The 15,245-nt window shown below is 69.0% G+C and carries 17 protein-coding genes; 9 read left to right on the forward strand and 8 right to left on the reverse strand.

All coding sequences use genetic code 11. The features are described from left to right. Positions 1–4: 4 nt before the first annotated feature. From ACFVBH_RS08785 to rimP, 3 genes are all read right to left on the reverse strand, one after another. Positions 5–319 carry a YlxR family protein gene (locus ACFVBH_RS08785; RefSeq protein ID WP_354988944.1) on the reverse strand — a complete coding sequence of 105 codons (315 nt, stop codon included), beginning with the start codon at positions 317–319 and terminating at the stop codon, positions 5–7. 123 nt (positions 320–442) lie between these two features. Then, the gene (gene nusA, locus ACFVBH_RS08790; protein ID WP_354988945.1) at positions 443–1,471 is read right to left on the reverse strand and encodes a transcription termination factor NusA; all 1,029 of its coding nucleotides are present in this window, start codon (positions 1,469–1,471) and stop codon (positions 443–445) included. After that, positions 1,468–2,157 (reverse strand): ribosome maturation factor RimP, encoded by a 690-nt coding sequence (rimP, locus tag ACFVBH_RS08795; protein WP_354988946.1) that lies wholly within the window; start codon positions 2,155–2,157, stop codon positions 1,468–1,470. Before rimP ends, nusA begins: the two co-directional genes overlap by 4 nt. Before the next feature lie 314 nt (positions 2,158–2,471). Between rimP and ACFVBH_RS08800 the strand changes: the two genes are divergently transcribed. The 3 genes from ACFVBH_RS08800 to ACFVBH_RS08810 all read left to right on the forward strand — a co-directional run bounded on the left by ACFVBH_RS08800 (position 2,472) and on the right by ACFVBH_RS08810 (position 5,143). Then, positions 2,472–3,017, forward strand: coding sequence for a hypothetical protein (locus ACFVBH_RS08800; RefSeq protein ID WP_354988947.1), 546 nt, complete (start codon positions 2,472–2,474; stop codon positions 3,015–3,017). Positions 3,018–3,126: 109 nt separating this feature from the next. Beyond that, positions 3,127–3,561 carry a ferritin-like domain-containing protein gene (locus ACFVBH_RS08805; protein ID WP_379000942.1) on the forward strand — a complete coding sequence of 145 codons (435 nt, stop codon included), beginning with the start codon at positions 3,127–3,129 and terminating at the stop codon, positions 3,559–3,561. A gap of 175 nt (positions 3,562–3,736) precedes the next feature. Then, entirely contained in the window at positions 3,737–5,143 is a 1,407-nt protein-coding gene (locus tag ACFVBH_RS08810; RefSeq protein ID WP_379000943.1) for a three-helix bundle dimerization domain-containing protein, read from the forward strand. A 393-nt stretch (positions 5,144–5,536) separates the two neighbouring features. On the opposite strand, the gene ACFVBH_RS08815 is transcribed toward ACFVBH_RS08810, so the two are convergent. Next, positions 5,537–7,294: a proline--tRNA ligase gene (locus tag ACFVBH_RS08815; RefSeq protein WP_379000945.1), complete on the reverse strand. Its 1,758-nt coding sequence runs from the start codon at positions 7,292–7,294 to the stop codon at positions 5,537–5,539. 58 nt (positions 7,295–7,352) lie between these two features. Between ACFVBH_RS08815 and yaaA the strand changes: the two genes are divergently transcribed. Together yaaA and ACFVBH_RS08825 are read left to right on the forward strand one after the other, a co-directional pair. Continuing rightward, the gene (gene yaaA, locus ACFVBH_RS08820; protein ID WP_379000946.1) at positions 7,353–8,096 is read left to right on the forward strand and encodes a peroxide stress protein YaaA; all 744 of its coding nucleotides are present in this window, start codon (positions 7,353–7,355) and stop codon (positions 8,094–8,096) included. A 189-nt stretch (positions 8,097–8,285) separates the two neighbouring features. After that, positions 8,286–9,077 (forward strand): alpha/beta fold hydrolase, encoded by a 792-nt coding sequence (locus ACFVBH_RS08825; protein ID WP_379000947.1) that lies wholly within the window; start codon positions 8,286–8,288, stop codon positions 9,075–9,077. Positions 9,078–9,127: 50 nt separating this feature from the next. Here ACFVBH_RS08825 and ACFVBH_RS08830 read toward each other — a convergent pair whose 3' ends face one another. The 3 genes from ACFVBH_RS08830 to ACFVBH_RS08840 are packed head-to-tail and all read right to left on the reverse strand — an operon-like array spanning position 9,128 to position 11,526. Further along, positions 9,128–9,637 carry a carboxymuconolactone decarboxylase family protein gene (locus tag ACFVBH_RS08830; RefSeq protein ID WP_354988953.1) on the reverse strand — a complete coding sequence of 170 codons (510 nt, stop codon included), beginning with the start codon at positions 9,635–9,637 and terminating at the stop codon, positions 9,128–9,130. Next, complete coding sequence (locus ACFVBH_RS08835) at positions 9,634–10,707, reverse strand: dihydrodipicolinate reductase (protein WP_354988954.1); 1,074 nt, start codon at positions 10,705–10,707, stop codon at positions 9,634–9,636. Before ACFVBH_RS08835 ends, ACFVBH_RS08830 begins: the two co-directional genes overlap by 4 nt. A 60-nt stretch (positions 10,708–10,767) precedes the next feature. Then, a complete protein-coding gene (locus ACFVBH_RS08840; RefSeq protein ID WP_379000948.1) occupies positions 10,768–11,526 on the reverse strand; it encodes a sporulation protein in 759 nt (252 codons plus the stop codon). Between the two features lie 94 nt (positions 11,527–11,620). Between ACFVBH_RS08840 and ACFVBH_RS08845 the strand changes: the two genes are divergently transcribed. Then, positions 11,621–12,100, forward strand: a complete 480-nt coding sequence (locus ACFVBH_RS08845) for a nuclear transport factor 2 family protein (protein ID WP_354988956.1) — start codon at positions 11,621–11,623, stop codon at positions 12,098–12,100. A gap of 210 nt (positions 12,101–12,310) precedes the next feature. After that, positions 12,311–12,670: a DUF4189 domain-containing protein gene (locus ACFVBH_RS08850; RefSeq protein ID WP_354988957.1), complete on the forward strand. Its 360-nt coding sequence runs from the start codon at positions 12,311–12,313 to the stop codon at positions 12,668–12,670. 37 nt (positions 12,671–12,707) lie between these two features. Here ACFVBH_RS08850 and ACFVBH_RS08855 read toward each other — a convergent pair whose 3' ends face one another. Then, a complete protein-coding gene (locus ACFVBH_RS08855; RefSeq protein ID WP_379000949.1) occupies positions 12,708–13,157 on the reverse strand; it encodes a nucleoside deaminase in 450 nt (149 codons plus the stop codon). A 112-nt stretch (positions 13,158–13,269) separates the two neighbouring features. Between ACFVBH_RS08855 and ACFVBH_RS08860 the strand changes: the two genes are divergently transcribed. Beyond that, positions 13,270–14,112 (forward strand): hypothetical protein, encoded by an 843-nt coding sequence (locus ACFVBH_RS08860; protein ID WP_379000950.1) that lies wholly within the window; start codon positions 13,270–13,272, stop codon positions 14,110–14,112. A gap of 348 nt (positions 14,113–14,460) precedes the next feature. Continuing rightward, a complete protein-coding gene (locus ACFVBH_RS08865; protein WP_379000951.1) occupies positions 14,461–15,075 on the forward strand; it encodes a DUF4126 domain-containing protein in 615 nt (204 codons plus the stop codon). The last annotated feature ends 170 nt before the right edge of the window (positions 15,076–15,245 follow it).

Raw genomic sequence — 15,245 nt, forward strand, 5'->3', positions numbered from 1 at the left:
GTGCTCATGAGTGCTCGTGCCTGTTCTCTACGTAATGCTCCAGGGCTGAGATATCCAGATGTCCGGACACTCGTAGTGCTCTGCCGAATGCTCGGCGCCGAACTGCGTTGTTCAGACAAGCCGAAAGGGGGTGCAGCCAGGCACCCCTCCCGGGCAGTCTACGCCGAGGATCGGGAACAACCGTGGTTTCGGTCGCCACGACTCGCAGCAGATCGGCGGCCAGCTCGCGTTTGCGACATCCGACGCAGGTCCGCACGGGTGCGGACGAGGAGGAAGCCGAAGACTCGGGCTGAGCCTGCGTCCACTCTACCGCTGTCATGTCCCGATCTCCGCATCCGTCCCCGTGGGAAGTTACCAACATGTCATCCGTGGGGTCTGTTTCTTTTTCCGATCCGGCCCGGCGCTGGGCCGGACCGGGATCAAGATCGGCGTCTCGCCACGATCAAGATCGATGCGCTTCCGAGCGCACCGAACCGGCCACGTCCGGGGCCGCATCACTGCGAATGTCGATTCGCCAGCCCGTGAGCCGGGCCGCGAGGCGGGCGTTCTGGCCCTCCTTGCCGATCGCCAGCGAGAGCTGGAAGTCGGGCACGACGACCCGCGCCGCACGCGCGTCGGGGTCCACGATCGTGACAGAGACAACTTTCGAGGGGGACAGCGCATTCCCCACGAAGGTCGCCGGATCCTCGGCGTAGTCGATGATGTCGATCTTCTCGCCCGCCAGCTCGCTCATGACGTTGCGCACGCGCTGACCCATCGGGCCGATGCACGCGCCCTTGGCGTTGACGCCCTGCACGGTCGAGCGCACGGCGATCTTGGAGCGATGTCCGGCCTCGCGGGCCACGGCGGTGATCTCGACCGATCCGTCGGCGATCTCGGGAACCTCGAGGGCGAACAGTCTGCGCACCAGGTTCGGATGCGTGCGCGAGAGGGTGATCTGCGGTCCGCGCGGACCGCGCGAGACGCCGACCACGTAACACTTGATGCGATCACCGTGCTCGTAGGTCTCGCCCGGCACCTGCTCGGCCGGCGGGATGACGCCCTCGGCGCCGTGCGCCTCGCTGCCGATGCGGACCACGATCGTGCCGCGCGCGTTCATGCGGGCATCACGCTGGACCACGCCGCCGACGATGTCGCCCTCGTGGGTGGCGAAGTCACCGAAGGACTTCTCGTTCTCCGCGTCGCGCAGACGCTGCAGCACGACCTGGCGCGCGGTGGTCGCGGCGATGCGGCCGAAACCCTCGGGGGTGTCGTCCCATTCGGAGATGAGGTTGCCGTCGGCGTCGACCTCACGGGCCATCACGCGCACGACACCGGTCTTCTGGTTGATGTCGATGCGGGCGCTGGCCTGATGGCCGTCGGTGTGCCGGTAGGCGGTCAGCAGCGCGGACTCGATCGCGGAGATCACTGTCTCCATCGAGATCCCCTTGTCGGCGACTATCGCGCGCAGGGCTTCGATTTCGATGTTCATTCCACGATCCCTTCGGTCGGTGAATCGGATGCAGCTTCTACGTCTTGTTCGTCTTCGGAGCCGTCGCCGTCTTCGGCGTCGTCCCCGTCTTCGGTGTCGTCACCGTCACCGGATAGGTCCCGCGCCTCGGCGCCGGGCTGCGGACGGCCGGGCGCGACGCCCCCGGCCAGTTCCAGTTCGGCCGCGCCCGGCGGCGCGAACTCCACCTGGACGACGGCGAATTCGATATCGGCCAGCGGCACGCTCACCCGATGGGGTTTGCGTTTGCCGCCCAGCACCAGGGCCACCTCGGTCTCGGTGGCGGCGCCGACGCGGGCTTCGAACCGGGCCTTGCCCTTCTCCTCCGGGGATTGCACACCGGAGCGGAGGGTGAGTTTCACCTTGCGGCCGCGAGCGCGCTGCCAGTGCCGTAGCTCGGTGAGGGGTCGTTCGACACCGGGGGTGGTGACCTCCAGTAGGTACGGGGTCTCGCCGAAATCACCGGCGGCGTCCAGGGCTTCGGAGATTTCCGAACTCAGCACGGCAACGGCGTCCAGGGGAGCGGCTTCGTCGCTGTCCACCGTCACCTTCACCTTGGCGTGCGCGGTACCGGCAGCCGAAATCGCAACGCCTTCGAGGTCGAATCCTCGGCGTTCGACGAGCACAGCAACTAGCTGGCTCACCCTTTCCTCGGACGGCATCGGCATGTGGGGCGGCTCCTGGTTCAGTTGTGACGGTTTGAGTTGTGTCTGGCAGTGGGGCGGAAACGCTGAATAACCGCACCGAAGGTCTAGCGTAACGCGCGGAAAGAGTGTAAAGGACCAGCCGATCGTGGCGACTTCGGCATGGTTTGCGCTACCGGCATCGCGGCGTGTCCGTGTCGCGGGTGCGACAACGGCGGCGACGCGCCCGTACCGGGGACATATCGATCGAGATCACAGCCTATCGGACGGCCGGGGTGCGGTGAGCACGCCGGAACGACTGGCACCATGTATCCGTGCCCAGCAGTCAGAGCGGCCCTATGGCCGGTGTCACACGCGCGCCCCTACCCGTATCTCCGCTCGATCGCCGCTCGGCAGCCACCCTGGACCGCCGGGCGGCGCTGCGCCTGGCCGGCGGCGGGACGCTGCTGGTGACCGTGCTCGGGGCCGGTACCGCGTGCACCCGCGACGAGGCCCCCGCACTGCCGGATCCGCTTCTGGCACAGGAGGAGTCGGCGCGCAAGGACGCGGCCGCGGCGACCGCCGCCATCGCCGTCGCACCCGATCGCGCGGGGGCGTTACAGGTCATCGCCACCCAGCGCACCGCGCACGCCGATGCGCTGCGGGCCGAAATCGACCGCGTGGTGGGCGTTTACGGCGACGGCACGGTGCCGAGTCAGCGCAGCGCGCCGATTTCGGCGGCCCCGCCCGCGGCCCCGCCGTCGGTCGCGCAGGTGCAGGCCGCGCTCACGGGTGCGCAGCGCTCGAGCGGCGAACTGGCGGTGCAGCTGTCGGGGTATCGGGCCGGGCTACTGGCCTCGATCAGCGCCGCGTGCGCCACGCACGCCGGGGTGCTGCTCGCGTGAGCCGGCCCGGCGGGCGGCCGAGCACGCGGGCCGCACATGAGCAGACGGAACACGGCGGGCGGTTGCGCACCGGACCGCGGTACATCATTCGGGCGGGGAGGAACACGCTATGAGCGGGGCGGATTCGAAGGCGCTGACGGACGCGCTGAGCGCGGAGTACGCGGCGGTGTTCGCGTACGGGGTGATCGCGGCCTATGCCAATCCGGATCGGGAGCGGCTGGTGGCGGAGTACACCGCCGCGCACCGCGCGCGCCGGGACGCGACGATCGACGCGCTGAAGGGCCTGGGCGGCACGGTGCCCGCGCCGGCGGCCGCGTACACGAGCCCGGTCCCGGTGGACGATCCGATTCCGGCGGCCAAGCTGGCGGTCGTGGTGGAGACCGATACCGCGACCGCGTGGCGGGCGGCGGCCGAGGCGGCGTCGGCGCCGGAGGTGCGGCGCACCGCGGTGGAGGCGCTCACCGAATGCGCGCTGCGGTTGGCGACCTGGCAGTCGATTCTGGGCGTGAATCCGGCTACGACAGCGTTCCCGGGGCAGCCGTGAGGTAAGTCGAACGAACTCGATTCCCGGCCCGCACACCCGAATCGGTGTGCGGGCCGAGTCATTTCCCGCACACCGATCCTGAACGCGTCACGAATTGCTAGTAAGGTCGCACCGGCGCGGTCCGATGTATTTTCCTGCCGCGCAATCAATTTCCGGTGGGAGTCGAGGAGAGATTGTGGCGGTCGATGCGGCCCGGGAAGAAAAAGCACTGCACGCGGTGACGAATCGCCTGGTGGAACGCTATGTCGAGGTGCATACGACGGAGCAGGTCGAGGCCGTTGTCGGCGCGGCGAAGCGGCGTTTCGACGGGCATGCGGTGCGGGAATTCGTACCGATTCTGGTGGAGCGCATGGCACGCCGGGAACTGGAACCGGACGACGCGAAAGCCGATCCGGAACAGGCGGATACGGAATTGACTACGGCAATTCCATTGGCAGACAATTCGAATTCAGCGCGTAGTCATCTATTCGACACCTTGGACCTCTCGGTGTTGCGGCGGCGTTCGGTATTGCTCGGCGCGGGCGCGATTGTGACGGTCGTCGCCATCGCGGCCTTCGCCGTTGTGCGCGAACCGGATCCGGCGCCGGTGGCTCCCGCCGCCGCGCCGCTCACCACCGTGCGCGGCGTGGTCGGGTCGGAGAAGGTCGCGTACTTCGAGGATCCGCGGGTGGCCGAGGTGCTGGCCCGCAACGGGATCCGCGTCGAGGTCGATCCGGCCGGTTCCCGGCAGATCGCCACCTCGGTGGATCTGGCCGGCTACGACTTCGCCTTCCCGTCCAGCGCGGCGGCGGCCGAGCGCATCCAGCGCGGGCGCGGCGTGAGCGCCAAGTACACCCCGTTCTCCTCCCCCATGGCCATCGCCACCTTCGCGCCGATCGTGGACCTGTTGACCGCCGCCGGCATCGTGACGCCCGGTGCGGCGCCGGTTTTCGACGCGGAGAAGTTCCTGGCGCTGGCCGAGCGCGGGGTGCAGTGGGATCAGCTCGACGGCAACACCGTCTACCCGGTCCGCAAGAACGTGCTGGTCGGCACAACCGACCCGCGCACCTCGAACTCCGCGGCCATGTACCTGGCGGTCACCGCCTACGTGGCCAACGACAACACCATCGTGCGCGGCGCGACCGCCGAGGCCCACGCCCTGTCCCGGGTCTCGCGCCTGTTCACCCGCCAGGGCTACACCGAGAACACCTCGGACGGCCCGTTCAAGGAGTACCTGGCCGCGGGGATGGGCCCGACCCCGATGGTCTGGATCTACGAATCCCAGTACGTGGCGGCCGCGGTGAGCAACCAGCTGAAGCCCGGCATGGTGCTGATGTACCCCTCCCCCACCGTGCTCTCCCAGCACACCGTGATCCCCCTGAACGACGGCGGCGACCGCCTGGGCAAGCTCCTCGCCACCGATCCGGACCTCCAGCGCCTGGCCGCCGACCACGGCTTCCGCCCCAACGATCCGGCCCTGTTCACGAAAGTCGCCGCCGACCACAGGGTTCCGGTGAACCCCACCCTGATCGACGTCGTCGACCCGCCCGACTACGACACCCTCGAACACCTGCTGGACGGGGTCGCGAGGGCCTACAACTAGCCGGGCGACCCCGGCCGGTCAGCCCCACCCGCTGCCGTCACACTCCCACGGTTCGGGGCAGTTGTTGAACTGCGAAGACCACCACTCGGAGAACCCGTCCAGGGCCGACGAGCCGGTAGCGCCGGTCCCGCTCGATCCGGCGGTGATCAGGTCGGAACTCCCCGAACCGAGAGCGCCACTTCCAGATTCGGCGAAGGCCACGGACGGCGACATCACGAGCAATCCGGCAGCGACAACTGAAGTACATATTTTTCTCATGGCGCGGAAGCTACTGCACCACGGCCTTCCGTGACGCGCGATCGAGTGCCCCGAAAAGCGGGGGCCGACGCCCCACATACAGATCGAGCCGCGCACAGGCTGTGCGCGGCTCGATCGTTCGTGCGACGGACCGTGTCAGCCGCGGACCTTCGCGATGATCGAGGCCACGGCGGTCTCGGCGGGGAACTCCTCGCTTTCGCCGGTGAAGCGGTCGCGGAGCTCGAGCTTGCCTTCGGACCAGCCGCGGCCGATGACCACGACCAGGGGCATGCCCAGGAGCTCGGCGTCCTTGAACTTCACGCCCGGGGAGGCCTTGCGGTCGTCGAACAGGACGTCCAGGCCGGCGGCGTTCAGTTCGGCGACAACCTTTTCCGCGCCCTCGCGAGCGGTCTCGTCCTTGTTGGCGATGACCACGTGCACGTCGTAGGGCGCGATCTCCTTCGGCCAGCGCAGGCCCTTGTCGTCGTGCTGCTGCTCGGCGACCACGGCCATCATGCGGGAGATGCCGACGCCGTAGGAGCCCATGGTCAGGCGGACCGGCTTGCCGTTCTCGCCGAGTACGTCGACGTCGAAGGCGTCGGTGTACTTGCGGCCGAGCTGGAAGATGTGGCCGATCTCGATGCCGCGCGCGGACTCGAGCACGCCCTTGCCGTCGGGCGAGGGATCGCCGTCGCGGACGTCGGCGGCCTCGATGGTGCCGTCGGCGGTGAAGTCGCGGCCCGCGACCAGGTTCACGTAGTGCTTACCGGCTTCGTCGGCGCCGGTGATCCAGGCGGTGCCCGAGACCACGCGGGGATCGAGCAGGTAGCGAACGCCGTTGGCCAGCAGCGCCTTCGGGCCGATGTAGCCCTTGACCAGGAAGGGGTTGGCCTTGAAGTCCTCGTCGCCGAGCAGTTCCACGGCGGCGGGCTCGACCGAGGCTTCCAGGCGCTTCTCGTCGACCTCGCGGTCGCCGGGCAGGCCGATGCCCACGATCTCGGACTTGCCGTCCGGGTAGCGCAGCTTGACGATGACGTTCTTCAGGGTGTCCGCGGCGGTGACGGGACGGCCCAGCCGGTCGGCGACGCCGTTGGCGTTGGCCCACTCCACCAGTTTCGCGATGGTCGCGGTGTCCGGGGTCTCGTGAACGACGGCCTCGGCCAAGCCTTCCAGCGGGATCTCGGCGGGAACGGCGGTGACCACGGCCTCCACGTTGGCCGCGTACCCGGACTCGCGGCTGATGACGTAGGTGTCCTCGCCGACGGGGCTGTTGGCCAGGAACTCCTCGGACGCCGAACCGCCCATGGCGCCGGAGGTGGCGGCCACGATCACGTACGAGACGTTCAGGCGGTCGAAGATCTTCTGGTACGCGCTGCGGTGCGCCTGGTAGCTGGCGCTGAGGCCCTCGTCGTCGAGATCGAAGGAGTACGAGTCCTTCATGATGAACTCGCGCCCGCGCAGAATGCCCGCGCGGGGACGCGCCTCGTCGCGGTACTTGGTCTGGATCTGGTAGAGCGTGACCGGCAGATCCTTGTAGGAGTTGTACTCGCCCTTGACCGTCAGCGCGAAGAGCTCTTCGTGGGTGGGCCCGAGCAGGTAGTCCGCGCCCTTGCGGTCCTTGAGGCGGAACAGCGCGTCGCCGTACTCGGTCCAGCGATTGGTCGCCTCGTACGGTTCGCGCGGCAGCAGCGCCGGCAGCGAGATCTCCTGGGCGCCGATGGCGTCCATTTCCTCCCGGACCACGTTCTCGATCTTGCGCAGCGTGCGCAGGCCGAGCGGCAGCCACGAGTAGATGCCCGGCGCCAGGCGGCGCACGTATCCGGCGCGGACCAGCAGCTTGTGGCTGGGCACCTCGGCGTCGGCGGGGTCATCGCGCAGCGTGCGCAGGAACAGATGCGAGAGACGGGTGATCACGGATCCACAGAGTAGCCGCTGCACACGCGATGCTCACAAGGCATTACCGTGTTGGCTCGTGCTGGTGCTGCTGCCTCCCTCCGAAACCAAGTCCGACGGTGGCTCGGGCGATCCACTGAACCTGGACTCCCTCGCGATGCCGCAGCTCACCGCGGTCCGCGACAAGCTGGTCACCGAACTGAGCCAACTGGCCGCCGATCCCGACGCCTCGCGCTCGGCGCTCGGCCTGGGCAAGGGGGCCGACGCGGAGATCGCGCGCAACGCCGCGCTGCGGTCCTCCCCCACCCGCGCCGCGCTCGACCGCTACACCGGCGTTCTCTACGACGCCCTCGACGCCGCGTCGCTGACCAGAACCCAGCGCGCCAAGGCCGACGCGCGCCTGGCCATCGGATCCGCGCTGTTCGGCGTGGTGCGCGCGGGCGATCCCATTCCGGCGTACCGGCTTTCGGGCGGATCGAAGCTGCCCGGCCTGCCCACGCTGCAGTCGCTGTGGAAGCAGGTGCTGCCCGAGGCGCTGCGCGCGGAGACCGACGGGGAGCTGACCGTGGATCTGCGCTCGGGCACCTACCAGAATCTGGGCCGCATCCCGGGCGCGGTGACCGCCACCGTGCTCACCGAACGGCCCGACGGCAGCCGAACCGTGGTGAGCCACTTCAACAAACATCACAAGGGCCTGCTCGCCCGCGCGCTGGTGCTGACCCGTACCGAGCCCGCCGATATCAACGGCCTGGCCCGGGTGGCGGAGAAGTTCGGCCTGCGCATCGAAATCGCTTCCCCCACCGAACTTCTGGTGCTCACCTAGCGTCGTGTGACGTAGGCCGGCGCTGGAATCCCGCCGTCCTGCCGGCCCACCGCCCGCCGGTATCCGCGCGCGCCGCGGCCCGACCGCACGGGCTCGGGCCGTCTGCTACCGGCCGGAAGCTATCGGACAGCACCACAGGCGAATCCGGTTCCGGTTATGGTGGCGCACAGTGGGAGATGGGAGATTGCCGTGCCATTCGTGAGTTCCGCCGGGGCGAAAGTTCATTACACCGACACCGAGGCCGACGGCCCGGTCCTGGTGCTCAGCCACGGATTCTTTCTCGATGAGGAGATGTTCGCGCGTCAAGGGGCCGGGCTCGCACCGGATTACCGGGTGATCGCCGTCGACGCGCGCGGGCACGGGCTGACCGAGGACTACCGGGATCCGTTCACGTATTGGGATCTGGCCGAGGACGTCTGGGCCGTGCTCGACGAACTCGGCATCGACGAGGTGGTCGCGGGCGGCATGTCCCAGGGCGGATACACCGCCCTGCGGATGGCGCTGCAACAGCCGGCCCGGGTCCGCGCGCTGGTGCTGATGGGCACCTCGGCCGAGCCCTACGACGCCGCCGAACGCGAGCGCTATCGCGGGATCATGCGGGCCTGGATGGAGTCCACGCCGTTCCATCCGCTGGCCGCCATGATCGCCAAGACCATGATCGGCGGCACCCCGGCCGAGCAGCAGCTCTGGATCACCAAGTGGTGCAACGCCGATCGGAGCCGACTACGGCTGGCCGCGGACTGCCTGATCGAACGGGATTCGGTGGCCGCGGCGATCGGCGACCTGAGCTGCCCGGCGCTGCTGGTGCGCGGGGAACACGATCAGGCCGAGAGCCACGCGGACATGACCGCGCTCGCGGCCCAGCTCGGCGGCCCGGCCCGGTTGCACACCGTGGCGGGGGCGACGCACGGCGCGAACATCACCCATGCGGCGCAGGTGAATTCGCTGCTGCGCGAGTTCCTGGACGCGCTGCCCGCCTGAGCGGCGAAAGGTGTTGCCCGGCAGGTCCGGACAACACCTCGCGACCGGAACTACTCCGCGGCCAGTGTGGCCGACGCCTGCGCGTGGCTGGGCAGCACGCAGACCGCGTCCAGGCCGAGCACGTGGTTCAGGCGGCCGAAGGCCAGCCACGAGCCCAGGCACATCGACAGCTCGGTGACCTCGGCCTGGGTGTAGTGCGCGAACATGCGCTCCCACCAGGCGTCGTCGAGACCGTGGTGATCGAGGGCGTAGCGCTCGGCGTACTCGGCGGCCAAACGGGTGCGCTCGTCGAAGGATTCGGCGGTGCGCCAGTTGGTGACCTCGTCGGCGAAGGACTCGTCGACCTTTTCGCCGTTGCGGTCGGTGCGCCAGTCCAGGCAGAACAGGCAGCCGTTGATCTGCGCGATGCGCAGCCGGGCGGCCTCGAACTCGGGCAGGCCGAGCGTGGTGTGCTCGTAGACCGCGAGCGAGAACGCGGCCGCGGCGACGCCGATGCCGGGGACCATTTCGCCCCAGACGTAGCCGATGGGGTCCTTGCCTTCGGGAATGTCGATGATCACGGCTGGTTCCTTCCGAGTGTGCCGTTGCGCAGGGGGATGTCCAGCGCGTCGTAGAGGCCGGGTTCGGCGGCGGCGAGCCATTCGATGGCGCCCACCAATCTGCCTACGGCCGTGGCGTTTCCGCCCGCGGAGTGGTTTCCGCCCTCGTCGGTGGCCTGAATGGTGACCTCGATGCGGGGGCTGCCCTCGATGATCACCCGGTGCGCTCCCGCGCCGCTGTGCGGGATGGGCCAGTCGGGGGCGCAGGTGGCGTGGATGCGGGTGACGTGCTCGATGACGATGCGCGGGCGGCCGTCGACGATGCCCTGCACCTCGAAGCGCACCGCGCCCTGTCCGCCGGCCTCGAAATCGCCCATCAGCTCCGTGGTCACGGTCTGTTCGAGCGGGCGGCGTTCCACGACCTCGCGGACCTCTTCGATCTCGACGCCGAGGCCGCGGGCGATGAGCCGAATCTGCCCGCCCCACACCATGGTCGGGATGCCGGGCGCGAGCATGGGCGGCTCGTACTCCAGGGGCTGGCCCATGCCGACGAGCCAGCGCACCGAATCGGGCTGGTCGTAGGTGGTGTAGTCGAAGATCTCCTGGCAGCGGATGACGTCGACGGTGTGGCCGAGTCCGCTGATCAGCAGCGGCAGTACGTCGTTGCCCCAGCCCGGATCGATGCCGCTGACGAAGAGCGAGCCGCCGCCCTCGGCCACCGCGGCGAGCACCTGCTCGCGCAGTTCGGGGGGCGCGTTGCGCTGGTCGTACAGGGCGTAGAGCGAGGGGGTCACCACGACCGCACCGGCGCGGATCGCGCGCGCGATGTCGGCGAGGGCGTCATCGGGGCGGATCTCGCCGGAGCCGGCGTAGACCAGCGCCCGCGGTCCGGCGGCCAGGACCGCGTCGATGTCGTTGGTCGCGGCCACACCCAGTTCGGTGTCGAGGCCGGCCAGGGCGCCGGCGTCCCGGCCGACCTTGTCGGGGTTGTTGACCAGAACGTCGGTGAGCTTCAGTCCGGGATGGGCCGCGACAGCACGAATGGCGGCCCGGCCCACATTGCCGGTGCCCCAGACCACGGTGGGAATCATGGCCGCAATGTAGCAAGCGCTTGGTTGCTAAGTGGGTAGAACGAGATGTTCAGTTTCGGACTACATCGAACCGAAACGCTGGTCCAGCACGTGCGCCCAGTTGACCTGGTCCAACGTGTGATAGTCGACGCGTATCACGTCGTAGACATCGCGGCCCTCGTGCAACCAGCCGCCCTTCTTGTCCGCCTCGATGATCACGTCGAGGTTGTGCTCACGGGCCACGAAGGTGACCTCGATCTGCTTCAGGTGCGGATGGCGCGGCGAACCGAGGAACTCGATCTCCTGGTAGAACGGCAGCTCCTGCTGGATGCCGCTGAGCCCGCCCCATTCGCAATCGGCGGAGTGCAGGTGGAAGCCGAGCTGTTCGATGGCGGCCAGAATGTGGTGCTGGGCGGGCAGCGCGCCCACCCCGAGCGGATCGCTGTCCCCGGCGTCGACCGCGCCGGAGATCTCGACGATCGTGCGCACCGCGACCTGCGCGCCGGGCAGATGGCGGCCGTTGTAGAAGGTGATCGGGGTTTCCAGGGGCGTGTACAGGCCGAACGGAATGTCGTAGAGCGCCTTGGGCTCGAGCCGGATCGGGCCGTGCACCGGGGTCAGGTGGAAACCGCGCAGGCCGCTGGTCTCCTCCTCGGTGTGCTCGAATTCCACCCGGGTCACGAACTCCAGGGCCACCCGCGAGATGTCCTGGGCGACGCTGCCGCCGCGCAGCCGGACCACCCCGTGCACGGTGCCGCCGGGCTGGACGCCGGGGGTGTGCAGTTCGGTTTCGACCTCGGCGCCGCCTACTCCGGCCGCCGCCAACAACTTCTTGAACATGGGAACAGTCTGTCCGGTGATCGGCCCGAGCGATTCCAGGATGGGCGAGCCTGTGTTCCAATTCATCCCGACTAGTTCTCGGGAGGTAATCGCTATGGACCACACCGCGTTGGAAGAGATCCGCCAGCTCAAGTACCGGTATCTCCGCACGCTGGATCTGAAGGAGTGGGACGGGTTCGGTGCGACACTGAGCACGGACGTGATCGGCTCGTACGGCTCGCCCTCGGGCGGTCAGCCGCTCGAATTCACCGGTCGCGAGGCACTGGTCGACTACATGCGCACGGCGCTGGGCGGCAACATCATCACCGTGCACGTTGCGAACCATCCGGAGATCGAGGTGACCGGCGAAACCGCAAGGGCCAGTTGGTGTCTAGAGGACACCGTGATCGTTCCGGACTTCCAGATCACGATTCGCGGCGCGGCGTACTACCACGACACCTACGTGCGCGAGGACGGTCGCTGGGTGATCGCCAGCACCGGGTATCAGCGGATCTACGAGACCCGCACCTCGACCGCGGATCAGCCCGGATACCTCATCACCGCCAATCGCTGGGCGCCGACCGAAGTCTCCTAGCCGCGCGCCGGTTTCCCGGCCCGCACGCTCACGCATCCGGAGGCCCGCGTCCCGATTCCGCATCGGGGCGCGGGCTTTCGCGTGCACCGGGCCGCAACAGCGCGTTCGGTCGCGTGTAAACGCTGTCGGTGTCCTGCGCGATAGTTGTTCGTACCGGTCAGACGGTCTTGATCGGTAGTACTTCAGTTCACTTCCAAGCAAGGACATTTCATGCGCAAGATCCTGTTGGGCACCGCCGGCCTCACCTTCGCCGCCCTCGCCACCGTGCTCCCCGCCGCCCCGGCGCAGGCGTACACCTACTGGGGCGCCATCGCGGTTTCCAGCAACGGCGACCTCGGCTGGTCGTGGAACTACGACTCCGAGGCCGCGGCCAGCCGGGCCGCGGAGGAGAAGTGCGGTTTCAGCGATTGCTCGACGGTCACTTCGTTCACCGGCTGCGGCGCGGTGGCCTTCTCCGAGGTCATGAACAAGTACACCGGCGGCTACGGCGCGACCCGGGTCGAGGCGGAGAACGGCGCGCGCTGGTACAGCGATTCGGTGCTGGTGCACGACGCCGTCTGCAACGAGTGAGCCCGCTGCGGCGAGTGAGATGACCCGGGCTCGCCGCTCAGTCCGTGACGCCGATGTCCTCGTGCCAGAGTTCGGGCCGCTCGGCGATGAAGCGGGACATCATGTCCACGCAGGCCGGGTCGTCCAGGATTGTGATCGAAACCCCTTGTTCGGCAAGCCATTCGTGGCCGCCGGAGAAGGTGCGTGCCTCGCCGACGACGACCGCGCCGATGCCGAACTGCCGGACCAGGCCGCTGCAGTACCAGCAGGGCGAGAGCGTCGTGACCATGATGGTGTCGCGGTAGTCGCGGCGGCGGCCCGCCCGGCGGAAGGCGTCGGTCTCCGCGTGCAGGCTGGGATCATCGGCTTGCACGCGGCGATTGTGGCCGCGCCCCAGCAGTTTTCCCGTGCTGTCGAACAGGGCCGCGCCGATGGGGATGCCGCCTTCGGAGAGTCCCAGGCGCGCCTCGTCGTAGGCGGTGACCAGCAGATCGTTCGGATTGATCATGCCGATCATGGTGCCATCGGCGCGGCCCGCTGCCGCGTACGCGGATCCGGCGCGGGCCCGAATCTTCCTCTCTGACTTCAGTTTACTAAACCCAGCCAGTAGGGTGGGCGGCATGGACAACGACTTCGCCCGGTCGATGTGGCGGGCAATCGAGCCACTGCACGCCATCACCTACTTCTCCCCCGACGCCATCGCCGCGCACAAAGCCCTGGGGCTGCGCGGATTCTGGATGGGCTACTTCGCGACCCGCGCGGCGCCGATCGGCGCGGTGGGTCCCGGGGTGGTGGAGGCCACCTTCTACAACTTCCACCCGGCCATGGTCCGGCGCGCGCTGCCCGATGCGTGGGGTTACGCCACGCGCGAGTCGGTGCTCGCGGGGCGATCGGCCGCGGCGGCCGCGGTGCTGCGCAAGCTGATTCCCGAGGTGGAGGCGGCCGCGGCCGGCGCGCTGCCGGGTTTGCGCGCGGCCATCGCGAGCGCACCGAACACCGGCCGCCCGCTCTTCGCCGCCAATCGCGACCTGCCCGCGCCCGCCGATCCGGTCGAGGAACTGTGGCAGGCGGTCACGAGCCTGCGCGAACACCGCGGCGACGGTCACGTGGCCTGTCTGCTGAGCGAGGGCGTCGACGGTTGCGAAGCCCACCTGCTGTTCTCCGCCGCCTCCGGCGTTCCCCTGGCGCTGTGGGAGAGCGTGCGCGGCTGGACCGAAACCGATTGGGCCGCAGCTCGATCCCGCCTGCACGATCGCGGCCTGCTCGACGGGGACACGCTCACCGCCGCGGGGCGCGCCCTGCACGAGCACATCGAGGCTCGCACCGACGCGCTCGCCATGACCGCCTACCGCGACATCGACACCGCCGCGGCGACCCTGGACGTCCTCACGCCCGCGGCCGTGCTCGTTGCCCGCAGCGGGGATGTCCCCTACCCCAACCCGATGGGCGCCGACCCGGCCTGACGCACGGCCGGGCGCCGGCACGATCCACAAGGGCCCGACGGCCGTGGGACCGGATCGACGCCGACCACGGTGCCCGCCCATTACGCACTGCCGCAAGGTATTCGACGCATTCACGGAACAGACGCCCGTTCGGCCGACCCTGCGGGATCCAACCGCGGGTATGACACGGGCGGTAGCCGGGCTCGCGGCGGCCGATCGGCCGATCGTGTCGCAGGAACAACCGCCGTGGTCCGGCGGTGGTGCCGTGCCGGCCGTCACGTGCGCGGGAGCACCGGGCACAGCGTGTTCGTGCGAACATCCGCGCACCGAATACGAGCCGATGTCGGACATACCCGGCAGACTCGTGGCATGGAGATAACAGCGGCCGTCGGAGCGGTGCTCGGCGCGTTCGGGCTCTCGGGTGCGGCGGGGCTCAATGCCTGGTTGCCACTGCTGCTGGTGGGGTTCGCCGACCGGTTAGGGTGGATCGACCTGGGCGACTCGTACAGCTGGCTGTCCTCGACGCCCGCGCTGATCGGCATCGCCGTGGTGTTCGTGCTGGACCTGATCGGGGACAAGATCCCGGCCCTGGACTCGGTGCTGCACGGGTTCGGGGCGCTGGTCGCCCCCGCGTCCGGGGCGATCCTGTTCGCGGCCGAGACCAGCGTGTCCTCGCAACTGCCGCCCGCGGTCGCCGCGATCCTCGGCGCGGTCACCGCCGGCAGTATTCACGCCGGGCGCACGGTGGCCCGCCCGTTCGTCACCGGAACCACCGGCGGCGTGGGCAATCCGGTGGTCTCGACCGCCGAGGACGGCACCTCCCTGGTGCTGACCGTGCTGGCCCTGGCGGTCCCGATCCTCGCGTTCGTCGCCGTCCTGATCCTGCTGATCGGCCTCGGCTGGCTGGCGTTCCGCGCCCGCCGCTGGCTCCGGGAGCGCCGTCAGCGCCGCGACGCCTCGGCGGGCGCGGAACCGATCGGCTGACGCAGGCGGTGCGGTAGCCAGAGTCCCCGGACCCACACGGTATCCCGGCCGAGAGCACGACTGGATGACGCAGGCTGATGCTCGACATCAGGATGACGCCGAGGAGTCGGAACGACCTGGCGTGACGACGAAGGTCAGATACTCCGGCGCCGAGGGAAATTCGTCCCGGT

The sequence above is a fragment of the Nocardia sp. NPDC057668 genome (genome assembly GCF_042799795.1).
Lineage (GTDB): Bacteria > Actinomycetota > Actinomycetes > Mycobacteriales > Mycobacteriaceae > Nocardia.